The sequence below is a fragment of the Phytobacter sp. genome, assembly GCF_059074235.1.
Genome location: NZ_JCACPZ010000004.1, coordinates 1,019,310 through 1,046,145, shown reverse-complemented (window position 1 = coordinate 1,046,145; position 26,836 = coordinate 1,019,310). Strand labels below are relative to the sequence as shown.

Genomic DNA, 26,836 nt, shown 5'->3' with positions numbered 1-26,836 from the left:
GACGCTTCTCAGAAGGGAAAATGGCTGAGCTCAACGTCGTCGGCGGTGACGCTCACCATTGAGCCCTGGGTGTGCCAGGCACCGAGCACTACGCGAATGGCGGGCTTGTCGTTAACAATAAGTTCGTGAACGTCCGGGCGGTGGGTGTGGCCGTGGATCAGGCACTGCACATGATGTTTACCCATAGTCGCTGCTACAGCGTCGGGGTTCACATCCATGATCGACACAGATTTATGGCTGTTGGCGGCTTTACTACTGGCGCGCATTTTGGCGGCAATGCGCTGGCGAACAAACAACGGTAAGGCAAGAAATAGCCTTTGCAGCCAGGGCTTGTGCACTTTGGCGCGAAACGCCTGGTAACCTGCGTCGTCGGTACAAAGCGTATCGCCGTGCATAATCAGCACCTTGCGGCCGTAGAGAGAGAGCAGTTGCTCTTCTGGCAGAAGCTGCATGCCGCTTTCACGGGCAAAGCGTTTGCCGAGCAGGAAGTCACGGTTACCGTGAATGAAGTAGCAGGGAACGCCGCTGTCGACGACTGCTTTGATGGCAGCCGCGATCTCCCGATGAAGCGGGGTAGGATCGTCGTCGCCAATCCAGGCTTCAAACAGATCGCCCAGGATGTAGAGCGCGTCGGCCTCACGGGCAACGCCTTGCAGAAAATGCAGAAAACCGGCGGTGATCGCCGGTTCTTCTGTTTGCAGATGAAGGTCTGCGATAAAGAGTGTCGCCACGATTACTCGCTAACGGTCACGCTTTCAATCACAACGTCTTCTTTCGGCACGTCCTGGTGCATGCCGCTGCGACCGGTCGCAACCGCTTTGATTTTGTCGACCACGTCCATACCTTCAACCACTTCTGCGAAGACGCAGTAGCCCCAACCCTGCAGGCTTTCGCCGGAGAAGTTCAGGAAGTCGTTGTCTGCTACGTTAATGAAGAACTGCGCGGTAGCGGAGTGCGGAGCCTGAGTACGGGCCATTGCCAGCGTACCACGGGTGTTTTTCAGACCGTTGTTGGCTTCGTTTTTGATCTGGTCTTTGGTCTCTTTCTGGTTCATGCCCGGCTCGAAGCCGCCGCCCTGAATCATAAAGCCGTTAATGACACGGTGGAAAATGGTGTTGTTGTAAAAACCTTCGCTGCAGTAGTCCAGGAAGTTTTTAACTGTTTCAGGCGCTTTGTCATCAAAAGTTTTGATTACGATATCGCCGTGATTAGTGTGGAAAGTAACCATTTTTGCATCCTGTTCCGATAGTGTGGTGCGCAAACCCGATAGGGGTCAGAGATAGTCGCTTGTTATAGCATAACCGAGAGGTGGGATCACCTTGCAATCGGTGCTGCTTCCGTTACGAATTATGGGTATCATACGGAACAAACTGTTCACACACGTCTACATGGAATCTTCGATGTTAAAAATTTTTAATACACTGACGCGCCAAAAAGAGGAATTCAAACCTATCCATGCCGGGGAAGTCGGCATGTACGTGTGTGGTATTACTGTTTACGATCTCTGTCATATCGGCCATGGCCGTACTTTCGTTGCGTTTGACGTTGTTGCCCGCTACCTGCGTTTTATCGGCTATAAGCTGAAATACGTGCGCAACATTACCGATATTGACGACAAAATCATCAAGCGTGCTAATGAGAACGACGAAAACTTTGTTGCGCTGGTGGATCGCATGATCGCCGAAATGCACAAAGATTTTGATGCACTTAATATCCTGCGCCCGGACCTTGAACCGCGTGCGACGCACCATATTCATGAAATCATCGAAATCACTGAACAGTTGATTGCCCGTGGGCATGCGTATGTTGCGGATAACGGTGATGTGATGTTCTCCGTGCCGACAGATCCGAACTACGGTCAGCTTTCACGCCAGGATCTCGATCAGTTGCAGGCCGGTGCCCGCGTTGACGTGGTGGATGTTAAACGCAACCCGATGGACTTCGTGCTGTGGAAGATGTCCAAAGTCGGCGAGCCGAGCTGGACATCCCCGTGGGGCGAAGGTCGGCCGGGCTGGCATATTGAATGTTCTGCGATGAACTGCAAACAGCTGGGCAACCATTTCGACATTCACGGCGGCGGTTCTGACCTGATGTTCCCGCACCATGAAAACGAAATCGCTCAGTCTACCTGCGCGCATGATGGCGAGTACGTGAATTACTGGATGCACTCCGGCATGGTCATGATTGACCGTGAGAAGATGTCTAAATCGCTGGGTAACTTCTTTACCGTGCGCGATGTACTGAAGTATTACGACGCGGAGACGATTCGTTACTTCCTGATGTCGGGCCACTATCGTAGCCAGTTGAATTACAGCGAAGAGAACCTCAAGCAGGCGCGTTCTGCGCTGGAACGTCTCTACACGGCACTGCGCGGGACCGACACTTCGGTGGCTGCGGCAGGTGGCGAAGCCTTTGAAGCGCGTTTCATTGAAGCGATGGACGATGACTTCAATACGCCAGAAGCCTATTCCGTGCTGTTTGATATGGCGCGTGAAGTGAACCGCCTGAAAACCGAAGATGCACAGGCTGCGAACGCGATGGCCTCTCATCTGCGTAAGCTCTCTGGCGTGCTGGGCTTGCTGGAGCAGGAGCCGGATCTGTTCCTGCAAAGCGGTGCGCAGGCGGATGACGGTGAAGTGGCGGAGATTGAAGCGCTGATTCAGCAGCGTCTGGACGCGCGTAAAGCGAAAGACTGGGCAGCAGCAGATGCGGCACGCGATCGTCTGAACGAGATGGGTATTGTGCTGGAAGACGGTGCGCAGGGGACGACCTGGCGTCGTAAGTAATCTTTTGCCCTCTCCCCGCCTGGGGAGAGGGCATTCCTCAGCGTCGACGCAAATGCCACATCACGCCCATAAATATAATCCCCGGCACCCACACCCATAACAGTTCTGAAATCATCACCTGATGCCCATAGGGCGTGTTGTATTTCGACAGGGCAAAAGGCGCGACCTTGATTACCTGCCACGGGGCAAAGAAACGTTCATCCGACCGGGGCCATAACCAACCGACCCCTTTCCCGCCCGTTGTCACCGAATCCAGCAAACTGTGTGACAGCAGCGACACCGTCAGAAACGCCCAGCAGCTTATCAGGCTCGCTTTAAACCAGCGTCTTCCCAGCCAGAGAACCAGTATTGGCACGACAAAGGCAAATAACAGCGAGTGGGTGAAACCGCGATGGCCAAACACGTTGCCGTAAGCCACGCCAAATTTAAAGGAAAGCACATCAATATCCGGCAGCATCGCCAGCGCCATACCAGCCAGCAATAAACCTTTGGGGATCACTTTGTTGCCGAGCCTTAGTCCCAGACAAAGCGGTACGGCGGCGTGAGTAATAATGGTTGGCATCGTCAGTCCTTGAACAAAAGAGGAAAGTATAAACGAGACGTCAGGATTGCCCGTTACCTGTTATCTGAATTTTTAATGAATAAATAAAAACTCAGTTTTGTGATGCGGCACGATAATTAACCTCACCGATCGCGAATATTTGGTCTGCTGCATAAATATAGCGGTCGTTTTTCAGGGTAATGACAAATGCACTTCGCCAAAGATCGGCGTAGCGTGCTGAAGAGACGTATTAAACATCACATAATTCAGGGGTTAGCATGAGCAAAGTAGCACTGGTCACCGGTGGCAGCAAAGGCATCGGATACGCGGCAGCCAAAGCGATGTACGACATGGGGTACACAGTCATTGTGGTTGCCCGCGATGAGGAACGACTGAAAGCCTGCGCTGAAGGCTTTGATCCGGCACGCTTTGTTCCCGTTTCTGCGGATGTTTCATCGCCTGATGGTGTGAAAGCCCTGTTCAACCGGGTTAAAACTGATTTTGGCCGACTGGATGTGCTCTTTAATAATGCAGGTAATAACAGCCCGGCGAAATCGATCGAAGAGATCCCTTATGAAGAGTGGCTGCGCGTATTTAACGTCAACGTCCACGCCAGTTTCCTGTGTGCACAGGAAGCGATCAAAATAATGAAAACGCAGGAGCCAATGGGCGGTCGTATTATTAATAATGCCTCTGTTTCTGCCATCACACCGCGTTTATATACAGCGCCTTATACCGCTTCAAAACATGCTATTACCGGGCTGACAAAATCTATTTCTCTCGATTGCCGCCAGTTCAATATCGCCTGCGGGCAAATTAATATCGGCAATGCCGAAACGGAAATGTCCGGGCGTATGCGCAAAGGCGTCTACCAGGCAGACGGTTCTATTGCACCTGAAGAGATGATGAACGTCGCGGATGTGGCCGCAGCCATTGCAACCATTGCCGCTATGCCAGTGACCACCAACGTGCTGGAGATGACGATCATGGCCAATAAGATGCCGCTTGTGGGTCGCGGATAATTCAGAACACGATAAGCCCGGGCAGAATTCAGGCCGACTCCTGGGTAACCAACTGCCCTGAGAGGGTAATGCGCTGCATCTGTAATTCAGGTTCTTTCAGCTTACGCATCATTAAACCCGCCGCCTGACGCCCGGTCTCTTCACTGGCGGAGGAGACGTAGGTAAACGACGGTGAGGTCAGGTTTACATGCAGCATATCTTCAAAGCCGATGAGCGCGACCGATTGGGTCAGGAATACGTCTTTCCCGACGGTGCGCCCAACCTGATGAATACCGTTGATTGAACCGATAATCGCGTTCGGTGAATGGCAGAGCAGGGCAGTAATGGTGTTGTTCTTCTCCAGCAGATGACGGGTCGCCAGACTCACCGAATCGGTACTTTCGAAGCAGGCGGGAGTGAACTCATCGCGCAGCGCCATGCCGTACTGTTTTAGCGCGCTATGCATACCGAGCAAGCGCTGATGGCGCACCCGATCGTTCTCCATACCGCCCACATAGGCGATGTTGCGGTGGCCACGTTCAATCAGATAGCGGGTCGCCAGGCTTGCGGCCTGACGGTTATCGCGCATCACCAGGTTACAGGGATCATCCACTACCGACTGAGACACGACGACGAGCGGCATCGGGCATTGACGAATTTTTTCTGGCAACTGCGTGGTGGTGGCATCGCTGGCGAGATAAATCACCCCTGCCACCCCCTGTTGTTTGAAGGAGAGCAGGCAGCGTTCGAGATGGTCGTGATCATCGAGCGGTTGCCCAAGGAAGACCATATAGCCTTTACGCTCCAGTTCCTGAACAAGACTCGCCATCACTTTGATGGAAAAACTGTCGCTGAAATCCCGTAAAATCAGGCCAATGAGGTTCGAGGTATTTGAACGAAGGTTAGCCGCCGCCACGTTGTGTACGTAGCCCAGCTCGTTGATGGCTGAATGGACGCGTTCGATGGTCGCGTCAGAAATTTTGCCTTTCTGACGCAACACCAGCGACACGGTTGAGACGGAAACGCCCGCCAGTTTAGCGACATCAATGATGCTGACCTTTTTCAAACGTGCTCCCTGAAAGTACAGAATAATCAGTCAGAAATAGTAAAGCCTCCTGTATAAATACAGGAGACTTATTTACCTTATCAGCACAAGGTTATTTGCCAAGCGTTGTTGCCATGGACTGTGCGATAAATTGTGCACGTGCCCCAAAAATAACCTGCACGCCTTTGTCGCCCACGAAGACCACGCCACGAGCGCCGACGCCATTCAGCCCTTCTTTGTCCACGTTGTCGCCGTTGAGTACTTCGACACGCAGACGGGTGATACAAGAACCTACGGTATCGATGTTTTTCGCCCCGCCCAGCAGGCCAATGATTTCCGTGACCAATTCTTCGTCTGTTTTATCGCTCGCGTCTGCAGAGACTTCAGTACGGCCCGGTGTTTTCACGTCAAAACGACGGATCACGAAGCGGAAGGTGAAGTAGTAGATCAGCGCCATCGGCACGCCGATAAACACTGCGCTGAGGAAGTTAGTCTCGTAGCCGTTGAACGATGGCAGGATCCCAAAGGAGATGTAGTCGATAAGCCCGGCAGAGAAGGACTTAGCGATATGAGCATGCATCAGATACATGCTCATGTAAGCCAGACCCGCCATGATGGCGTTGAACACATACAGGATCGGTGCGACGAAGATAAAGGTGAATTCGACCGGCTCGGTAATGCCTGTTAAGAAGCAGGTCAGTGCAGCGGAGAACAGAATACCTGCCGCGATTTTTTTGTTTTTGGTATGGGCTTCATGGTACATCGCCAGACAGGCCGCAGGCAGAGCGAACAGCATCAGCGGGAACTCGCCCTGCATGAACTTACCGGCATTCTGGTAGGTGTCGCTGCTGAAGGACTTGGTGCCTTCTTCCAGCATTTTGAACCAGATTGTCTGGTCGCCGTGAATCACCTGACCGGCCTGAGTCGTGTAGTCACCGAAAGAGTACCAGAAAGATGGATACCAGATGTGGTGCAGGCCGAGCGGGATGAGCGCACGTTCCGTCAGACCAAAGATAAAGGTCGACGCCGCCTGGTTATCACCGTTAACGATAACGGAAAGTGCATCGATACCGGCCTGGATATGTTCCCAGATGTACGGCAACAGCAGACCCAGAATAAACGACATGAACGCCGTGGCAATCGCAACAAAGCGCTTACCCGAGAAGAAACCAAGGAATTCTGGCAACTGCAAGGTGTGGAAGCGGTTGTAGCACCAGGCGGCGAGAATGCCGCAGATAAGACCGCCAAAGACGCCCATCTGTAGGGTTGGAATGCCGACGACCATCGCATACTTACCGCCCTGCGAGGCCATTTCTGGTGTAATCGACAGCACGGTGCCGATAGTGATGTTGGTGATGAACACCGACACGGCAGCAGACAGGGCAGCGATACCCGACTCTGACGCCAGACCTACCGCAGAACCGATAGCGAACAGCAATGGCAGGTTATCGAAAATAACCCCGCCTGCGTTCATCATCAGCGGTAAGTGGAACTTATCACCAAACGCCAGCAACAAACCTGCCGCAGGCAGCAGTGAAATTGGCAGCATCAATGCACGACCAATCATCGACAGCTTTGATAACGATTTTATAAACCCTGATAACAGTCTCATCCTGTTTTCCCCCGAGTGCGGACCATTATTCTGCGCACATTGTGCACTATTATTGTGAGTAGAACGTTTTAGTAGAACGTTCTACTTATCGTGAAAGAGTAAACTCTCCGGCGCAACAGAAATAATGATTCCGGGCATAGGAATTTGTGATTATGCGAAGACGATCAAAATGTGACCATGAAAGCAGAAGGGGTATTAAGATGAAGGACAGGCCCGACGTACGGGCCTGCTGAACAACAAAATCAGGCCGTTACGGTAACGCTTTGGCCTTGAAAAACAACCGTTTGACCGGCAATGATTTTACAACGTTTGCGGGTTTCAACGTTGCCATCGACTGTCACCAGGCCTTCATCAATAGCGATCTTGGCCTGTGCGCCACTTTCGCTCCAGCCTTCGAGTTTCAGCAGATCGCACAGCTCTACGTGCGGGTGTTTACCCAGGGAAAAGGTTGCCATCTTATGCGTTCTCCGCGTCGTGATATTCTTCGCATGCCTGCAAGGTATTCTGAATCAACGTTGCCACGGTCATCGGGCCAACACCACCCGGAACTGGGGTAATGTAGGAGGCACGGGCTGCGGCTTCTTCATAAACCACATCGCCAACCACTTTGCCGCTTTCCAGACGGTTGATGCCGACATCAATGACGATTGCACCCTCTTTGATCCACTCGCCCGGAATAAAGCCCGGTTTGCCCACAGCAACCACCAACAGATCGGCGTTCTCGACGTGATGACGCAGGTTTTTGGTGAAGCGGTGGGTCACGGTGGTGGTGCAGCCGGCCAGCAGCAGCTCCATGCTCATTGGGCGACCAACGATGTTGGATGCGCCAATCACAACGGCGTTCAGGCCATAGGTATCGATGTTGTAACGCTCAAGCAGCGTGACGATGCCACGTGGGGTGCACGGGCGCAGGCGCGGTGCGCGCTGGCACAGACGACCGACGTTGTAAGGGTGGAAGCCATCCACGTCTTTATCTGGCGAAATGCGCTCCAGCACTTTCACATAATCGATGCCCGCTGGCAGCGGTAACTGCACCAGGATGCCATCGATGGTACCGTCTGCATTGAGCTTATCAATAAGCTCCAACAGTTCGGCTTCAGTGGTGGTTTCCGGCAGATCGTAGGAGCGGGAGAGGAAACCCACTTCTTCACACGCTTTACGTTTACTGCCGACATAAATTTGCGATGCCGGGTTGCTGCCAACCAGCACGACCGCAAGACCTGGGGCTCGTTTACCGGCTGCAACTCGGGCTTTCACCTTTTCAGCAACCTCAGAGCGCACCTGCTGCGCAATCGTTTTACCATCAATAATCTTTGCTGCCATCAGAGAGAAGATTCCGTCTGTAACTAAAAAGAAAGGGGGATGTGTATATTTTGTCAGAAGTGTGCCGCGCTGTCAGTTACCGTTTATGTTTCGTGCGAAAAGACGTCGCGAGAAGAGTACGGGAAATGTGTGAGGAAAGGAGCGGGTGTGGCAGCGGAGAAGGACGGTCCTGCTACCAGATGCGATGATGTCCCTAACCGACATTAGGATTATCGGCGTAGGTATAAGAGGCTATAGGGTAAGGGTAAGGGTAAGGGTAAGGGTAAGGGTAAGGGGAGATGCATCGTGCAGCCCGAATGCCAGTTAGCTGATTACAACTGCACAGGAAGGTTTGAAAAACGTTGACAGTTTTTGACGTGCAATAACGCACTATGTTAGCGGGAAGTTAAACAGTGAAAGGTGCGATATGGTGAGGAAGCGAAAGATCGTCGGCTGGTTTTTCTTGTTATTAACGTTAAGTTTTGCCGTCAGTGCTACGGCGCAACCCCCTTCGGTGCAGCCGACACAAAACCACTTCGCGCGTTATCTGGCGGGCGCGGGGGATATTGCGGAAAATCCCGATGACCATATCCAGGAGTCCGTCGAGCGTTTATTGCCGCGAAAATAGCGGCAGATAAAACCGGTTCTTAAAGGGTGACGGCTGTTTTACCTGCGGCAAAAAATGCTCTGCCACAGGTCGTTACGCAACCCGCAACGGTAGAAATGGCCTGAAAACCACGTGAAGGGGGGAAAAATGCCATCAGTCGTTTACTTCGCAAGCAACTGGCGGAAAAGTCATTGACTCATCATGCACTGACCGTATAATTCCAGGCGCTTCCACCTCAAAGGTGGAGCATCCGCGATATGCGCCCTTAGCTCAGCTGGATAGAGCAACGGCCTTCTAAGCCGTAGGTCACAGGTTCGAACCCTGTAGGGCGTACCATTTTCAAGTAAACGGACGTCAACCGACGTCTTTTTTTATGCCTAAAATTCAATACATTGACTGAATTTAGCGCGTCGCTACTCTACCGAACTCTACTCGTATCAACCTACATCAAGTAGTATTTGTTGGTATATGTGATGGTATCTCCCCGTTCGATAAAATCTTGTACCAACAGTCAGCATGGGGGCCTCAAATGGCATTAACCGATGTGAAGGTAAGAAGTGCGAAGCCAATGGACAAGCCTTATAAGCTTACTGATGGGGAAGGGATGCATCTGCTGGTCCATCCCAATGGGTCTAAATACTGGCGATTGCAATATCGTTTCGATGGGAAACAAAAGATGTTGGCACTCGGCGTTTACCCGGAAATATCATTGTCCGAGGCTCGGCAGCGCAGAGATGAAGCAAAACGGCAAGTGGCCAATTCCATTGATCCCAGTGAAAAGAAGAAGGTAGAGAAGCAAGCGCGTAAAGTCGCTGTAGAAAATACGTTCAAATCTGTTGCACTGGAATGGCATGAATACAAGCGCCCCAATTGGTCAAAGGGGTATGCCGAAGATCTGATTGAGGCATTTGAGAACGATATATTTCCTGATATCGGCAAACGACCAATAGCAGAAATTGAACCGTTAGAGGCTCTCACCACACTACGCAAACTTGAAAAGCGTGGCGTACTCGATAAATTGAGGAAGGTTCGTCAGGCCTGCAAACAGGTTTGCACTTATGCCATCGTTACGGGTAGAGCGAAAAACAATCCCTTTGCCGAACTTGCCAGCGCCCTGACTACGGCGAAATCAACTCACTATCCTCATCTACTGTCTGACCAGTTGCCAGATTTCTTGAAGGCCTTAGAGGCTTATTCGGGAAGTCCAATAACACGGCTTGCGACGCGCATTTTGATGCTAACGGGGGTTCGTACCATTGAACTTCGTCTGGCTGAATGGAAAGAATTTGATTTTGACAAGCGCGTTTGGGAAGTTCCGGTCGAAAGGATGAAGATGCGGCGTCCTCATTTGGTGCCTTTATCTGATCAGGTTACAGAGGCATTGCGTGAACTTCAGATGATAACTGGCCGGTATAATCTGGTTTTCCCTGGACGTAACGACATTGCTAAGCCAATAAGTGAAGCCAGCATAAATCAGGTACTAAAACGGATTGGCTATCATGGGAAAGTGACTGGACATGGATTTCGTCACACCATGAGCACAATCTTACATGAGGAAGGATTTAATACTGCGTGGATTGAGTTACAGCTTGCACACGTGGATAAAAATACCATCCGTGGGACTTATAATCATGCACAGCATTTAGAGAGCAGGAGAGGGATGCTGCAGTGGTATGCAGATTATATAGAATCATTAGCAAACGGCTCCGCGTTGCCTCTCAGAAAAGAGGCGTAGAAGAAAAGGAACCTGCGCAAAAAAGTGTGCAGGTTTTCTTTTTGATATTTCTTTTGCATGAAATAGATGATTTTCCGACAATTAATTTTAAGTTAATTGGTTGCGGTTTTCGGATCTCTTACCACATTCACGCAGATTGTTGGCACACTATTCAATGATTTTTATTATTTAAATCAGTGAGTTGATTTTTATTACGATTTGCTTTTAACCCTCGCAGTTTAGAAGTATTATTTTGAGAATATTCCCCTTGTCCTGCTTTCTCTCGCCATTCGGTCGGTGTATGTGAAAAGTCATTTTTAAGGTTTATGCTCATGGAGTTATGGATATTTTTAGCAGCGATTTATGTCATTTATTTTTTGTTTTTCAAAAAGAAAAGGCATAAATCTGCAGGGTCTCCTGTTTCCAGAAGCGTCAAAGCACCACCAAAAGCAGCAGAATGGAGCGCTGACACCAAGAAAAAAGGGACGGTTGTGCAAAAAGATGATAGCGAAGATGACAACCTGGCAACTTTTACACTGAGCAGCGGTCAGGGTGTCGAACTTCGGGTGACAACCAATCATTACCGGAATACCTCAAAGTCAGCAGGTGCATTAGCTCGATGGGTACTTCCGGATGAGATGATAACTGTAGCTGGTGTAACAATTACCGGTGGTCACATTTATCTGGGGCAACGTATGAAGCCCACTGGACAGGAGCTAAACGGCTATTATGACGATGGAAGTGAGGCATCGTTAATTGATGACACATGTAAGATACAACCCACTTCTTATCTTTACGAAGACAGTTCATTAGGATACTGGCCAAGTTTTTCCTCTCTTTCCCCAGAAGCACGTGGTGCGTATATCAGTTGGATTGCCAGTGACAGGTCTGACCCATCGTGTCCAATAGGCTATGTTTTCATATATCTCTACGGTCTGGAAAGAAAAGCGCTTGTAGATTCCACAGAACAAAATTTCCCTGATGCTGAATTCCGTAACCTGTTCAATGAAGTCGGTCGGTTAAGGTCGGTATTCAGTGAGAACCGTTCCTTCCGTGGATATTCGACCCAATTACTCGAAGCCATGTCTATTCTGCGGCCGGACATGGATTTAGCCACAGATCTCGATAGTGCATCAGGTTTCAGTAATGGCATGCAATTTAAGCTGGCTTTGGCTAAAACTGTACATGAGGGAATGCCTGTATCAGCCGAACTGGCGTTGGCCTGGGTAATAAACCATACCGAATATGCGCTGCGTACCCCCGCTCGCCGATGTGCCAAAGAGTTTGCTGCGCTTTTCAAACGGCGTTACACCCTCAAATATGGTGAAGGGATGGTCGTTAAGGCGAATAAAATACGTCTGCGGTTAGATTACACACCTGCAAGCCCCAGTTTGCGAGGCATTCGTCTTCCTGTTCCTGACTTGCCTGACCCAAGTGCATTGAAGGGCCCGGTTCAGAAAATTATTGCCCTTGCCGATATATGTACAGATGAACTTGATGCATATAGTCGCTACCTTGGTAGGAAAGGCACCTCAGTAAATGATACTGCTGCAATTATGTTGCTGCCTTCAGAGATCGTTAATGAAAGTGCAGAAAAAATATTAAGCTCATTCAAACTCTGGGCTGATGAGGCGATCCTCAATAAGGAGGGGTTAGTCTCAGTTGCTGATTTTTGGGCCCATATGAATGCCAGCTGTCCAGCGAAGATTAATAAAAAAGAGGCCGACTTGATGCAGGCCTTTGCACAGAAGATGGGTTACTGTCTGGCACCTGATCCGTATTACCACCATGTGAAGGCAGACGTCGATGGCGCTCTTGTTCTGTTCCCTGCCGGTGAAGATGGACGCTTCTCACCTTCTCCTGAATTTATCTCAGCAGTAATGACGCTCAGATTAGGGGCGATGGTCGCCTTGATTGATAATTCTCTTGATCAAGCCGAACAGAAAGTGCTTGAGAATGCTATCAACAACAATACTGGCTTCACTGATGATGAAAAGCGCTCTCTACACGCATATTTAACGTGGCAGCTACATACCCCAGCCAATATGACGGGAATGAAAAGCAGGATTGAGTTGCTGGGCGCTGCGGAAAAATCAGCGGTGGGTAAAGTTATCGTTAATGTTGCCTGCTCGGATGGCACAATAGCGCCTGCCGAAATCAAACAGCTTGAGAAGATTTATTCAAATTTGGGTCTGGACCCCTCATCTGTCTTGAGCAATATCCATCAGCATTCCGCAACTGAACATGATCTCGTCTCGTCTGTACCAACTGATCAGCCAACGGCAGGGTTCACACTGGATGCTAATGTACTTGCCCGCCATGAATCTGCCACGAATGATGTTCGTAAATTACTGAACACGATTTTCACTGAAGAAGAACCGGAAGAACCAGAAAGCGCTCCAGCCTCATTAGCAGAGGAGGGAGGCCTTGACCCCGCACATAGCCAGCTTTATCGCAGTTTGCTGGAGAAAGAACAGTGGTCCCGGAAAGAGGCGACAGAATTGTGCGTAAATTTGAATTTGATGCTCGGCGGTGCGCTGGAGGTGATCAATGACTGGTCTTATGCGGTGGTTGATGCTCCTGTATTGGACGATGCCGATGATGATATCTGGGTTGACCTGGAAATTGCCAAAGAATTAGAGGGATAGTGAATGTCTGTAACACGTATAAGAGTGAAAGAACGCGACGCTATTATTCAGTCACTTAAATCAGGTGTAACGCCAAGGATAGGCATTCAGCATATCCAGGTTGGCCGCGTGAATGAGATAACCGCTCTCCATCAGGATATTGAGAGGATTGCTGACGGTGGCGCAAGCTTCAGACTTATCATCGGTGAGTATGGTTCAGGTAAAACGTTCTTTCTGAGTGTTGTGCGCTCTATTGCGCTGGAGAAGAAACTGGTGTCAGTCAGTGCTGACCTTTCTCCTGACAGACGAATTCATTCATCGGGAGGTCAGGCTCGTAATCTCTACTCAGAGCTTATGAAAAACATGTCCACCAGAAACAAACCGGATGGTAATGCGTTACTTAGCGTGGTTGAAAGGTTCGTTACTGAGGCAAGAAAGGAAGCTGATATGGATGGCTCCCAGGTTTCGTCAGTTATTCATAAACGCCTGGCTGCTCTGTCAGATATGGTGGGCGGATATGACTTTGCGAAGGTCATTGATGCATTCTGGCGCGGGCACGAGCAGGATAACGAAACGCTAAAATCCAATGCCATTCGCTGGTTGCGGGGAGAGTACACCACCAAAACTGATGCCCGTAATGATCTCGACGTTCGGACTATTATCTCAGACGCTTCATTCTATGATTCTTTGAAGCTGATGAGCCTTTTTGTCCGCCAGGCAGGCTATGCCGGTCTTTTGGTCAGCCTCGACGAAATGGTGAACCTCTTTAAGCTGAATAATACGCAAGCAAGAACCGCGAACTACGAACAGATTTTACGGATACTGAACGACTGCCTGCAAGGCTCAGCCGAGAACATTGGTTTTATCCTCGGGGGTACGCCAGAGTTTCTTTTCGATCCGCGTAAAGGTCTTTACAGCTATGAGGCGCTCCAATCGCGTCTGGCAGAAAATAGGTTCGCGCAGAAAGCAGGAGTGATTGACTACTCGTCTCCCACTTTGCATCTTGCCAGCCTCACTCCTGAGGAACTGTATATTTTACTGAAAAATCTTCGCCATGTTTATGCAGGCGGAGAGCCAGAGAATTATCTGGTACCAGATGATGCCCTGACTGGATTTCTGCATCACTGTAGTAAAACTATTGGAGACGCTTACTTCCGTACCCCCCGTAATACCATAAAAGGTTTCCTGGATATGTTGGCCGTGCTGGAACAAAACAGAACGATGAACTGGCAAACACTAATCGAGGGTGTGGCGATTGAAGAGGACAGACCCAGCGACATGGATGACGTCATTGTGGAGGAAAGCGACGATGATGACGGCCTGGCGAGCTTCAAACAATGAGCAGTGCCTACGATAGTCTCGATCCCCGCGTCCGTAAGTGGGTTTACAAGCAGGGTTGGTCTACATTAAGGCCCTTGCAGGAGAGTGCCATCCCGGCAATTTTAGCCCGTGATCGAGACGTGCTAATTAGTGCAGGTACAGCAGCGGGTAAAACAGAGGCTTTCTTTCTTCCTGCCTGTTCGGCGGTTGCAGATCTCACCAATGGATTTGGTATCGTCTATATCAGCCCGTTGAAGGCATTGATTAACGATCAGCACCGTCGTCTTGAGAGCCTTGGAGAGGTATTGGAAATGCCAGTGACTCCCTGGCACGGGGATGTACCACAAAGCAAAAAAAAGAAGGTACGGACGAACCCGGCTGGCATTTTACTTATTACACCTGAGTCACTTGAGTCTTTGCTCATAAACTCAATGGGCTGGCTCAAACAGGCGTTTTCTTCAGTTGCATACATTGTTATTGATGAGTTTCACGCTTTTATTGGCTCAGAGCGTGGCGTACAGCTGCTTTCTCTGCTCAATAGAATTGACCATGTGCTAGGACGCCAGATAAATCCAATTCCCCGCGTAGCGTTGAGTGCCACTCTGGGAGAACTGGACAAAGTGCCCGAACTGTTGCGCCCGGATAAACGACTATCCTGCGTAACTGTTACAGATAGTAATAGCACGGCCACTCTTCAGGTACAGGTCAAAGGTTATCTGGAGCAAGTGCTTCAGAAAGGGGAAGAACTTCAGAGTCCAGCTGAACATGACGTTTGCGCTGACATTTTTAGACTTTGCCGTGGCGATTCTCATTTGGTTTTTGCAAACAGTCGAAAGCGTACTGAAAGTATTGCGGCAACGTTGAGCGACATGTGTGAAGAACATATTGTTCCCAATGAATTCTTTCCCCACCATGGTTCCCTTGCCAGGGAATTACGTGAGGCGCTTGAAACTCGTCTTCAGAAAGGAAATTTGCCCACCACAGCTATTTGTACAATGACGCTTGAGTTGGGTATTGATATCGGTAAGGTTAAGTCGGTTATACAAGTTACGCCTCCGCATTCTGTTTCCAGTTTGCGTCAGCGTATGGGGCGTTCTGGGCGACGCGACTCCCCATCAGTGCTGAGAATGCTAATTACAGAAAATGAGCTTACTGCGACTAGCAGCATCGTTGACTATCTACGGCTGCAGTTGGTCCAGTCGATGGCCATGATCAGACTGATGATCTCTAAACAATGGTTTGAACCAGCTGATGCTCGACAGATGCATTACTCCACGCTACTACACCAGATTCTTGCTATTACCGCACAATGGGGCGGAGTTCGTGCCGATCAGCTCTGGTCACAACTATGCCAGACAGGGCCGTTTAGAAATGTAGATTTAAACGATTTCAAAAGTCTGCTTAAGCATATGGGAACATGTGGTTTGCTCACTCAACTTGCGAGCGGCGAAATGGTTGTTGGGGCTGAGGGGGAGAAACTGACTAACCATTACACGTTTTATGCCGTGTTCAATACACCAGAAGAGTTCCGCATTGTCACCGGAAACAGAACCCTTGGAACAGTTCCTGTGGACTCCCCACTGCTACCAGATCAACACATAATCTTCGGTGGGCGGCGCTGGAAAGTGACAGAGATCGAGACAGAGAAAAAAATTATCTATGTAGAGGCAACCAAAGGCGGTCAGCCACCACAATTTAGTGGAGGAGGAATGTCTGTTCATGATGCCGTTCGTCAGGAGATGCTCGCTATCTATAGGGAAAATGATTACCGCATAGCGATAGGTAGCAAGAGAGTAGATTATGCCGATGCTACAGCCAGAGGCCTCTTTGCAGAAGGCTGTAGTAACTTCCAGCGTTATAACCTGCAAAATGAATATTTTATTACGAGTGGGCAACACTGTTACGTAATCCCCTGGATGGGGGATAAAGTTGTGAATACGATTACAGCCTTGCTCATACGTTGTGGCTTTAAAGCTAATTCATTTGCTGGTGTTATAGAGATCGACAATTCAAGTGTAGCTAATGTGGCTAACGTACAACACGCGCTTAAAGAAATGCTGTTGTCAGGCTTACCATCTGCATTTGATCTTGCCAAAGATGTTCCAGAAAAGTACTTGGATAAATACGATGAGTATTTACCTGAATTCCTGCTCGCGAAAGGATTTGGGGAAAAAGCGTATGATATTGACGGTGCGAAGCTCTGGTTACAGAAAAATCTTCAATAATCCAATTTATTAAACAGGGTATAAATAAAGTATTTATACCCTGTTGATTTTATTTCCCAGTTGATTTGCTAGGCTTTAATCCCGGAGTATTTCCCGGGGTGTCTTTATTATCACGTCGACGTTGATCTGGTTTTCCGGTTGATTTTGCAATTGGTTTAGGACCAGGTTTAAGACCCATGATAGTTATCCTTTAGAGGTTTAAGAGGGAAGCCCTCTATACCGATATATTGGATACGGTGGCAATTTTCAATGTGGGCGATCAATGTTCCAATGATTAATTCTATATTGTTGGAGATCAGAGCGTGTATGGACTGCGTATGCTTTTCCAGGTTCTTTGAATCAGACCTAGCTCTGCAGACAACCTTGTATATAAAACTGTCGAGTGCTAGGAAGTGTTACAAAGCCATGATATGCGTTAGTGTAAGAAGTCATAGGTCGCGCAACTGCATATGGCGACGCTTCCGTACCTCCAGTAAAGCCGTTTTACGTTAAAACTTCGTCAGCCAGCGAGGGGAAGATGCCAAATTTTTTCAGGGATTTGAATGGAGTTCTGAATCTAGCCGCACAAAAGTTAGTGCCCAACCAAGGCTTTCGTGCTGGTCAGCTTGGTGCCCTGCATGCTGCAATGGCGCATTACTCGGTCTATTCCGACCCAGCGATAATCTGCCTTCCTACTGGGTACGGTAAGACATCTGTAATGATGGCACTGCCGTTTCTGGTTCAGTCAAAACGAGTGCTCGTCGTTGAGCCGTCTAATGCGCTACGCAAGCAGGTATCATCGCACTTTGCGGAGCTTTCTACCCTAAAGCGTATTGGTGCTATTTCGGCGGATCTTGCTAACCCATCGGTGCTCCGACATGAAGGGAGACCTCAATCGGAGGAAGATTGGCAGGTCTTAGAGAACCACGATGTTGTGGTTTCGACACCTGGTAGTTCATCACCAGCGGTTGCACCAGGCGCCTCGCCAGATTTGTTCGATTTGATCGTATTTGATGAAGCCCATCACGCTCCTGCGAATACATGGGCTGCGTACTTAGAGCACTACACGGAAGCCCGGTTCGTATTTCTGACCGCAACGCCCTTTCGCCGCGATGGTCAAGTAATTCCAGGGAAGCTGGTCTACCGCTACCCAGTAATGAAGGCCGTAGATGAAGGAGCGTTTCATCCCGTCGCCTTCCGAGCTGCGCCTATTCAAAACGCGGTTGATGATCATCACATTGACCAAGTCATTGCAGAGACTGCTGTAAACCAACTGCATCAGGACTTAGCTGCAGGGTATGATCATCGCCTCTTTGTGAGGGCAGCAACGATCAATGCAGCTAGGGCTTTGGTTCCAATCTATCAAGCGCTTGGGGTCAACGTTGAAGCGGTGGATAGTAAAATCACGAAGCGTACCCAGGATCGCTGCGAGGAGCGTTTGGTTAGTGGGGATCTGCAGGGGATCGTGTGTGTGGATATGTTTGGGGAGGGGTACGACTTTCCGAAACTGAAAGTGGCCGCATTACACGCTCCACATCGTTCATTGGTACCGACAATTCAGTTCATTGGGCGTTTCGCTAGGGTGGATCAAGCAACCGGCCAAGCGACATTGATTGCGCCGCTCCCAAGAGTTCTGGAAGCGCCTAGCGCTCTTCTGAAGGAGGGGGTAGATCTTGCGAGCATGATAGATGCTGCAGCACAAGCAGAGGTGGCAGGCGATGTTGCTGAGTTAGAAATGGTTGAACGGCTCAGGCTGCGGCGAGTTGCCGAGTCAAACTACGATGCAGTGTCACCATTAGCAATCGAGCTCTATGCGCACGTCTGCGTGTTCCGGTGCACCACACCTCCAATCTTCGCTCAGATAAAAGAAACTCTGGGGCGTGACCTGCGAGTAGTGAAGCAATGGGCGTCAGATGATGGAGCCCTGACACTCGTCCTGACCTCAGACGAAAATCCACCAAATTTCGCCACATCCGATGTGCTTGTCAACATTCGGCATGATGCTTTCCTGCTTTTATACTTTGCGGACTCTCAACTTTGCTATATCGGCTCTACCCGAAGAACAGAAAAGATTTACTTGGGACTGATGGACATGGTTTGCCCTCAGAGTTATCGCTCATTGAGCTACGAGGAAACCAGCCGCGCGAGAGCAGGTTTGGAGGGTGTCCGATTCTTCAATGTCGGACTAAAAAATACGACATTCAACTCACAAAGCGAAACATACCGAACGTTAACAGGGCCGGCAGCGGAACGTGCGGTAACGGCTGGTGATAGCCGTGCATATGCTCAAGGGCACTTCTTTGGAAGCGGCTCGAGCGGCGGAGAAAAAGAGACCATCGGAGCTAGCAGTAGCTCGCGCATTTGGAGTAATCAGCGCCTCTCTATAGCAGAATTTTACCAGTGGGTCGCTCGATTAGATGGTCGACTCGCTGGCAATGCTCCCTTCTCTGAAACGCGCCTCGATGTTATTCGATCGGCAACGACGTTGCAAAGGCTACCAGACCTAGTGATTGCAGGGACTTGGCCCAGATCAGGATTCAAGACAAATCCGAGGATTAGGATTCGTCGCCCTGAGGATCAACGCCCGCTCTATAGCCGCCTCACTGAATGGGACCTGGCAGACTTTGACTGCAGACCCTTAGAAGACCAATTGCTCTTCAGCATTCACTCAGAGGAAGCGAGTGCCAATATGCGATTTTCGCCTCAAGGGCGAATGGTGTCATTGCTCGATCAGAATGTGGGTTTGGAGATCGAATCAGCTAGCGATCTATGGATGCCGTTAGCTGACTGGTTGAGTGAACACCCGCCGATGTTCTATGCCTCCGATAAATCTACCTTTGAAGGGCTGAATTTAATGCTTGCGCCGCAGTTACAGGCAGTTTCGCTCACAAAGGACGATACGCAAGTCATTGGTTGGGACGAATGCGAAATCAGGGTCGAGTTTGTCATCGACAACGACACTGAAAAAGCACGGGAACAGCGCGCAGAGCTACAGGGTAAAAGGACTGTACAGGAACACCTCGAACAGTACCTGCTTGGCCTCCCTAATGTAGTCGCATTGTTTTACGACCACCGTCCCGGGGAGGCAGCTGACTACATTGCGGTAACCGTGGAGGCCAATGGCAACGTGGACATCTCGTTGTACCACTGTAAAGGAGCAGGAGGTGATCCCAGCGGGGGGCGAGTGGATGATGTGTACGAAGTCGCTGGTCAGCTAGTGAAGTCCGTTTTCTATTGCGATGTATCTGTGCTTCTTGCGCATATGGCGGATCGAATGGGTCAGCGTTTTAAGTCGCCGTCTAAGTTTGTAGTGGGTGATCTGCAGACACTCAAGGATAGACTTGACGCCACTCGGGCAACTCAACTTGGATTCACTGTCGTGGGCGTGCAACCAGGGATAAGCAACGCTGAAATCGATGCACATCTCGCAGATCTAATGTCATTCGGAATCTCTTACGCCATGCAGGGTGGTGCAACAAGAGCCTATTGGTTAGTGAGTAAGTAGGAATTTTCGCCAAAGCGGAAAAGGAGACAGATTATTAATTGGTTTAATGTCCGCGCCTGGCACACAGCGGACATTGCTGACTGAGCTGGAGGTCCGCTGTGAGCGGGAAGCGGAAGTTCGAGATTGTCTCACATAGCCGGTTATCCCTGATTATGACGAGATAATATTCAGGGTCATGATGAAGGCAATACTTAAATCGGGGTGTCTTAATCAACGGGGAGCAGGTCACTTTCTAGCTCAGCGTTTCGAGCGTAACGCTGCGCAATCTTTCGATCTCGATTAAATTACTTGATAGGCGAGCGGAACGTTGGATGGCTGCGAGATTTCGCTGTCTGTTGTGGAACTGTGAAAGGCTGCCGCAAGACTGCTGGATTTTGTGGTAAGTTCATGACATGTTTTACATGCGTATTTTTTTGGAGGAGCTAATCAATGGTTGCCAGATATAAGAAGAGTCTTGAACAATTGACGATGATGCTTCACATTATCAAGACACAAAAAAATTTGTCGATAGGAGCAATCGTAGACTTCCAATTATTGCTTTTGAAGAAAATTAAAGAGGCAGAGAAAGCTATTATTCGCATAAAAGGAATAAGTCAAAAATTACGTCTTGAAAAAGCAAATGATAGACCAACCAGAGAACGGTCAAAAGAAATAACAGCTCTTATAAATAAATTTGATGAAAAAATGGAGGGCTATAGATATATCATCTATATATGGAAGATGTATGGAGATAGCATTGCATTCCATTTTTGTGATAAATATGCAATAAAACACTTTCTTTACAATGAACATTATCATGTAAAGGAAACTGCCGGATTCATTTCTGGGAAAGAAGGCATCAAATCAGAAATAATGCTTCTAAAAACAGCGGCTCAAAAAAATGTACCTGCAGTGCTTTGCGATCTTACAAATACGCTAAGGCATGGCGATGTATGCCTACTAGGTCATAATGATCCCTATTCTATTGAAGTAAAAACATCAAATAAACTGAAAAAAAGAGGGGAGAAACAACTTAGAAACATAGATGAGCTAAATAACTTTTTCATCAAAGATGAGGCTGAAAACTTCCGAGGTGTAGGGCCTGTAATAAGACGCGAACACATAGGAAAAGAACAGTATCACTTGCAAGCTATTAATGATTGCATAAGTAAGTCCTATGAAGAAGGCACTAGCCATGTCTCACCAGAGAGTGGAATTCACTACCTAGCTATAATAAAATTCAAGCAAGAAATTTTTGACCAGATACCTGGAAAGTACATTCATATGCTCAATTTGAACGACTACAAAAGAGAAATGAATTGGCACCCTTATACACCTTTCCAACTTTCTCTAACCCCCGAACATATATATAATTTCATAAATGGAAATTTAAGTATTTTGGTTCTTCTTGACTTACAAGTCATAAAGAGAAGATTTAAGAGAAATGGTCTACATATTACTTTCTTACAAGACGAGCATTGGTATGCTCAAATATCAGCAACAGGCAATATTTTGGATGGCGGGTTTAGGGTATCAACGCAATCATTTTTACGGGTTGCATTTGAGTTCCAGAGCTTGACATGGGCAATAAAACAGCACAAAAAAGACTTAAATCTTTTTATGGAAGGCACAGATAAATCTGGCAAAAAAATGGAAATTCCGTCTGACTGGATCGCAGCTACAGACCCTATTCCAATGTAAAGAAAATAGCCATTTTTTGCGAGCCTACTCTTTCCTGCTGTTAACGACCGCTTCTGACACGTAGCGGATGTTGGCAATTGTAATCACTGTCAAGGTGGGCGTTACTGGTATTGGCGTGTTTTAATCAACGGGGAGCAGGTCAAGACAGCAAAAGTATGGCACTGCCTGTTTCAGAAAACAGGCGTCCGTCACATCACTACACCCTTAGAAAACTGCAAAATGGTATGCTAAGGATAATTCTATCAGAGTGGATCTCTTGACTAGTGACTAGTACCAAGCGAACCTCTCGCTTATAAAAACGCAATACCGCATTGATAGTGCCGCCTGAAGTAAGTCGCGCCGCTATCATTCTCTTCAAACAGGGTATGGCCGCGAATGCCTGATAGCAGGCTTCCAGTCTTTGTTATCTATTCCAGAGAGTCTTTTGCTCTATGTCCCTTTCCCAGTACACCAGCACTGCACCCGACGTATCAGATACCCTTAAAGGGGAAAATGCCGCCCGACTTATCATTGATAATGATCCTGCAGCTGCACATATCAACGATCCCCGAACCATCGAGTTTGCGAACGCCATGATGGATACTGCAGCTGGCAAACTTAAAAGCGCGGCCGGCATTTTTAAAGACCTGATTGAACGTGCAGCAGCAAGCGCAGAAGATCTTGCCGTGGCCGCTTTTCAGGGGATCATTGAAGTTATACAGAACGCCGATGATGTCAGAGCCATGCAGGTATGGTTTGCACTCAGGCCGACGAAAGCAGGTAAACAACTTTTGCTGGTTCACGACGGAGCCCCCGTTACCTGTCTTAATGTGCTCGGCATGGTCCTCCCCTATCAGACGTCCAAGACCAATCGGACCGATCAACGCGGTCGCTTTGGTATCGGCATGAAAACCCTGCTTCGTATTGCCGACTCGCTTTCGGTGCACTCAGCCCCTTATCACTTCTCCTGTAACCAGTTAGATTTTCATCGCCTGCCACCAGAACCCGCCCTTCCCGGGTTTTACGATCCGGCGAAACACACACTAATTGTTGTGGAACTGAACTCCGCCTTTAATGAGTCGGAACTCGCTGCATGGTTTGATTCATGGCGCCACGACGGATTACTTTTTCTGACGTCGGTAAGCCAGTTGAAATGGTGTGAGCTCGATGGCAGTATAAAAAGCCAACGTGCGCTGACTTTTTCAAACTGGACGGATACGGGCTATGCACTACACCATCCGGGAATACACAAAATTCAGTGTCGATTTGCCGAAGGACAAGAGAATGACTGGACCATCTGGCGAGCATCAGTCGCAGTTCCCGAGCATTTACATCCAGCGCATAAAGTGCGCAGTGAAGTCACAGATATTTCAATTGCCATTCCGTCGAAGCAAACCCAATCCGGCGTCTATATTGGATTTCACACTGACATTCCCTCAACTCTCCCCTTTTCACTGGATGCACAGTTCGACCCTAGTACCTCCCGCGAATCCATTATAGAAAACGACTGGAACCGGTGGCTTATTGAGCGAACCGCCGAAGTTGTGGGAAATATCGCGGCAGGAATGCTCGCAGCGACCCCAAAAGCTGCCTGGGGCCTTATACCGCTCACCACCGAACTTGTCGATCCAGGTCGGCAATCGGTTCTTAATCGGTGTTTTTCAACTGCATTGAAGACAACCCGTATCTGGTTGGCTCAGCATGCTGTAGTCCAGTTACCCTCTGGTTATTACCCTTTTTCCGCGCTGAGTTATGAAGCACAAACACTGGACAGCTTTCTTAGTGAAGAAGATATTGAACGTATTCAGCCTGAGCAGCATGCTCTGCACAGAAATGCTAGGGATACTCAGGATCGTTGGCGCAAGGTCATAAATGAACTGGGCGCCTCATGCCTTGTCGGCACGGGGGCTTTGCTTGAAGCTATGGAAAACCAGCTCTTCAATTTTAAACCTGCAATATGGTGGGTCAGGGCAGGTGCACTCCTTGTTGAGCATCATGAAGAGAAAGAATTATTTGACCGGGCCTTTTTGCTCTCCCATCTTAATGAGCCGATTTCTTGTGCCCTTTACGGTGAAACCGATATCCCCTTGGTACTTAACTCACCTTCCGAATTTGCTCAACGATGGCAACTTTTACAGCGCCTACATTCTGCATACGCGAATGAGGGCGCCGGCGAACAGGTGATCGCCTGGCTGGATGCTAATGCGGCTTTTGTCAGTCAAGCCGACACAGTGGTTGAGCTCGAAGCCTTCGCAGAAAAGTTTGAACAAGATAGTATCGAAATTACAGAAGATGATCTCCGCTCAATGAGGGACGTTTTTGATAAAGTTCGGGATACAGAAGCAAAGGCTTTGGGCGCCAAAATAGGCTCTATTCTCAGGCTGGATGGTTATGTCTATAAAAACGGTAAGGCTATACGGCAAAAAGTGAGACTCTCTGAAAGCTACCTGTGTAAAACTCTTGATAGCGAAAACTCAACTTGGCCTGATGCAGCAGATAAAACACCGGGCATTCCGTGGGTTGGCGCAAAATACGACATCATTTTAAAAACTAATATAAGCAGAGGAGCAAAGCGCAAACGCGAGGATGGAACGCAAACCCGCGGTGCCAGAAAATTTCTACTACTGCTCGGGGTCGAATCCTCACCCCGTATACATAAACTGAACAGATATCAGAACCGGGGAACAGACCGCCGCAACAAAGAACTCTGGGCACGTGGTGCCGAGCTAGTTGAATACGATTACGAATCACCTGACCTCGAACGAGTCGTTCAGAATCTTAAAGCAACACCAAAGCAACGCGCAAAACGGCGAAGCCCTGCTCTGTTCAACACACTTTCAAGAAACTGGCAGAGACTGTATGCATCTGTATTAATGGTTCCCGCTCTGCATAAAGCAATTAAACATTTTCACCCCAAAGGGAATGTTACTGCTTCATGGCTCAATACACTAAGAGACGTAAATTGGGTTGCCGTCGGCCAGGGTGAAACTGTTTTACCTCATGATGCAGTATTGAGAACCCCTGAGACTCAGACGCTTTATCAGACATTCATCAGCGGAGTAAATGCCAAAGACATTAACTACGAACTTTTAAATGCCTTGGGCGTCATTACTGATGTCAGAATTGGGGACCTGATGACCCGACTCGAGGCGTTGCGTGACAGCCTTGGGGCGGTTGACCATAGCCAGACTCAACAGATTTATCGGGCTATCGCAAAACGATGCCCTCCTACTGCGACATTTGTCTCACGAGTCGGCGAACTTACTGTTCAGGAACTGAGGAGCCGTTTTATTGATGATAAAGGGTTAATCTATGTTCCTGCCAGAGGATGGTTCAGACCCCATGAATTATTCAGAGGGCCAGATATTTTCCATGGCCAGCGGCCTTTCGTGCCTGGAGGCATAACACCACATTGTCAGAACCTTTGGCGTGCATTGAATATTCCCGAACCGAGTCTTGATGACTGTATTCAGTACTGCCGTGAACTGTCTCACAAGCGGTATGGTATCGAAACAGAATCCCAATTAATGGACGTTTATCGTTACATGGAGACTCGGCTCGAGAAGGAGGAGCGAGGCCCAAAAGATAAATTGCGCACGTTGCCACTATTCTGCTCTTCAGGTTGGGTAACACAACGGCCCATTTACTCAGTAGATAATCCAGAGCTCAGAGAGCAATTAGGCAAAGCACTTCCCAATCTTCATTGCTGGGTGCCTCCTTGTGATATTCAGTATTTTCCAGGACTGGTTAAAGCACTACGCGTTGCAGAACTGGATCCCCAACTTCAGAGTGTTGGCAATAACGCCTACGCAAAAGAGCGAGGAGAACAGGAAAGGCTGCGTTTTGGATACGCCATCGAACATCTTTCAAATGAGCTCGCAAAAAGTATACCTGAGCTGCGTGATAAACTGCCTATCAGCTGGGATAAGTTCAAAAATACACTGCTCTATATTTACGATACCCCAATCACTATCCGCGCTTTAGCGCCGGAATTTCCGGATGGGTTTATTGAACTCGCCCTAAAAGCCGTGAGTTTGGATCATTCTCAGGCCTTCCATTTTTACCAAGACACCATTGGCGATCGCGATTTCGGTGGCCGGGTTATTGCTTCGCTGTTTCCGTCTAAAGAACGTCGACGCATTGATGCCGAGTGGACCATTGCATGGAAAAAGAGTCTCGATTCAGTCGCCGAGCCAATCCGTCTGGCAAGTGATGAGGCACGTACTGAAGCCATGGAAGATATCGCTACGAATATTAATGCCACTTTAAAAAACAAAATAAACGTTACCACACCAAAAAGTCGTTCCGCACAAATAAAACCAAGAACATTGAAACCATCAGTAGGTGCCATGGTCGGTGCCTCTGTAAAAACAGGAACGGGAGCAGCTAAGCCGACCACTAGCAGCAAAGGGGCTCATGGGCTAAAAAAAACACCGCCCCGGGTTAATCAAGGATCAAACACTCCAGTTTCCACCCCGGTGGCTTATACGAATGCGGATCTCGAACAGAGAGGCTGGGAGCTGCTTTCACAGGCACTGGACACGGCCAACGATCAGAGGATTATTGACTTCCGGCGCAATCATGGCGTCGGTGCCGATGGCGTTATTAACTGGAAACTGTTCATCGAGATGAAAGCAACTGGTCGTGGTCCTCAAAGTCAAATAGAGATGTCTAACAATGAGTATCAGCGAGCAAAAGAACGGGGTAAAAATTTCATTCTCGCCCTCGTATCAGGGCTTGAAACCGGTCAGACTGATGAAATCAGGCTCATTTTTGATCCAGTTAACTGTGCCAATGTCATTCCAACACATGGGATCAGGCTAGGTGGATTGCTCGATGTACCATCTGTTGTGATACAGTTTGAACGTCATGATGATGAGTAGTGGACTGACCCCGCGCCCGTAGACAAATTC

17 protein-coding genes and 1 tRNA gene are annotated in these 26,836 nt (G+C 48.8%); 11 read left to right on the top strand and 7 right to left on the bottom strand.

Features of this window, described 5'->3' with window-relative positions; all coding sequences use genetic code 11:
* Nucleotides 1-8: 8 nt before the first annotated feature.
* Both lpxH and ppiB read right to left on the bottom strand, forming a co-directional pair.
* A complete protein-coding gene (lpxH, locus tag AC5JPW_RS08955) occupies nt 9-731 on the bottom strand; it encodes a UDP-2,3-diacylglucosamine diphosphatase (protein ID WP_494239674.1) in 723 nt (240 codons plus the stop codon).
* Nucleotides 732-733: 2 nt separating this feature from the next.
* On the bottom strand, nt 734-1,228 hold the full coding sequence (ppiB, locus tag AC5JPW_RS08950) for a peptidylprolyl isomerase B (protein ID WP_494239673.1): 495 nt from the start codon (nt 1,226-1,228) through the stop codon (nt 734-736).
* 172 nt (nt 1,229-1,400) lie between these two features.
* Here ppiB and cysS point away from each other — a divergent pair, with 172 nt between their 5' ends.
* Entirely contained in the window at nt 1,401-2,786 is a 1,386-nt protein-coding gene (gene cysS / locus AC5JPW_RS08945) for a cysteine--tRNA ligase (RefSeq protein ID WP_494239672.1), read from the top strand.
* A 37-nt stretch (nt 2,787-2,823) separates the two neighbouring features.
* On the opposite strand, the gene AC5JPW_RS08940 is transcribed toward cysS, so the two are convergent.
* On the bottom strand, nt 2,824-3,348 hold the full coding sequence (locus tag AC5JPW_RS08940; protein WP_494239671.1) for a metal-dependent hydrolase: 525 nt from the start codon (nt 3,346-3,348) through the stop codon (nt 2,824-2,826).
* 257 nt (nt 3,349-3,605) lie between these two features.
* Here AC5JPW_RS08940 and AC5JPW_RS08935 point away from each other — a divergent pair, with 257 nt between their 5' ends.
* On the top strand, nt 3,606-4,349 hold the full coding sequence (locus tag AC5JPW_RS08935) for an SDR family oxidoreductase (protein ID WP_494239670.1): 744 nt from the start codon (nt 3,606-3,608) through the stop codon (nt 4,347-4,349).
* Nucleotides 4,350-4,377: 28 nt separating this feature from the next.
* Here AC5JPW_RS08935 and malI read toward each other — a convergent pair whose 3' ends face one another.
* The 4 genes from malI to folD form a co-directional block, all read right to left on the bottom strand.
* Nucleotides 4,378-5,394: a Mal regulon transcriptional regulator MalI gene (gene malI, locus AC5JPW_RS08930; protein WP_494239668.1), complete on the bottom strand. Its 1,017-nt coding sequence runs from the start codon at nt 5,392-5,394 to the stop codon at nt 4,378-4,380.
* Nucleotides 5,395-5,485: 91 nt separating this feature from the next.
* Nucleotides 5,486-6,985, bottom strand: a complete 1,500-nt coding sequence (locus tag AC5JPW_RS08925) for a PTS transporter subunit EIIC (RefSeq protein ID WP_494239667.1) — start codon at nt 6,983-6,985, stop codon at nt 5,486-5,488.
* 242 nt (nt 6,986-7,227) lie between these two features.
* Entirely contained in the window at nt 7,228-7,440 is a 213-nt protein-coding gene (gene ybcJ / locus AC5JPW_RS08920; RefSeq protein ID WP_494239666.1) for a ribosome-associated protein YbcJ, read from the bottom strand.
* A 1-nt stretch (nt 7,441) separates the two neighbouring features.
* Nucleotides 7,442-8,308: a bifunctional methylenetetrahydrofolate dehydrogenase/methenyltetrahydrofolate cyclohydrolase FolD gene (gene folD, locus AC5JPW_RS08915; protein WP_494239664.1), complete on the bottom strand. Its 867-nt coding sequence runs from the start codon at nt 8,306-8,308 to the stop codon at nt 7,442-7,444.
* Between the two features lie 406 nt (nt 8,309-8,714).
* Between folD and AC5JPW_RS08910 the strand changes: the two genes are divergently transcribed.
* The 9 genes from AC5JPW_RS08910 to AC5JPW_RS08870 all read left to right on the top strand — a co-directional run bounded on the left by AC5JPW_RS08910 (nt 8,715) and on the right by AC5JPW_RS08870 (nt 26,806).
* Nucleotides 8,715-8,915: a hypothetical protein gene (locus AC5JPW_RS08910; protein ID WP_494239662.1), complete on the top strand. Its 201-nt coding sequence runs from the start codon at nt 8,715-8,717 to the stop codon at nt 8,913-8,915.
* A gap of 238 nt (nt 8,916-9,153) precedes the next feature.
* A tRNA-Arg gene (locus AC5JPW_RS08905) sits at nt 9,154-9,230 on the top strand.
* A gap of 193 nt (nt 9,231-9,423) precedes the next feature.
* Nucleotides 9,424-10,629 carry a tyrosine-type recombinase/integrase gene (locus tag AC5JPW_RS08900; protein ID WP_494239660.1) on the top strand — a complete coding sequence of 402 codons (1,206 nt, stop codon included), beginning with the start codon at nt 9,424-9,426 and terminating at the stop codon, nt 10,627-10,629.
* A gap of 311 nt (nt 10,630-10,940) precedes the next feature.
* Complete coding sequence (locus AC5JPW_RS08895; RefSeq protein WP_494239659.1) at nt 10,941-13,256, top strand: TerB N-terminal domain-containing protein; 2,316 nt, start codon at nt 10,941-10,943, stop codon at nt 13,254-13,256.
* Nucleotides 13,257-13,259: 3 nt separating this feature from the next.
* Nucleotides 13,260-14,576 (top strand): ATP-binding protein, encoded by a 1,317-nt coding sequence (locus AC5JPW_RS08890; RefSeq protein WP_494239657.1) that lies wholly within the window; start codon nt 13,260-13,262, stop codon nt 14,574-14,576.
* Nucleotides 14,573-16,780 (top strand): DEAD/DEAH box helicase, encoded by a 2,208-nt coding sequence (locus AC5JPW_RS08885; protein ID WP_494239656.1) that lies wholly within the window; start codon nt 14,573-14,575, stop codon nt 16,778-16,780. Before AC5JPW_RS08890 ends, AC5JPW_RS08885 begins: the two co-directional genes overlap by 4 nt.
* A gap of 517 nt (nt 16,781-17,297) precedes the next feature.
* Nucleotides 17,298-20,264, top strand: a complete 2,967-nt coding sequence (locus AC5JPW_RS08880) for a DEAD/DEAH box helicase (protein ID WP_494239654.1) — start codon at nt 17,298-17,300, stop codon at nt 20,262-20,264.
* Between the two features lie 429 nt (nt 20,265-20,693).
* The gene (locus tag AC5JPW_RS08875) at nt 20,694-21,944 is read left to right on the top strand and encodes a hypothetical protein (protein ID WP_494239653.1); all 1,251 of its coding nucleotides are present in this window, start codon (nt 20,694-20,696) and stop codon (nt 21,942-21,944) included.
* A 431-nt stretch (nt 21,945-22,375) separates the two neighbouring features.
* Entirely contained in the window at nt 22,376-26,806 is a 4,431-nt protein-coding gene (locus tag AC5JPW_RS08870; protein ID WP_494239652.1) for a sacsin N-terminal ATP-binding-like domain-containing protein, read from the top strand.
* The last annotated feature ends 30 nt before the right edge of the window (nt 26,807-26,836 follow it).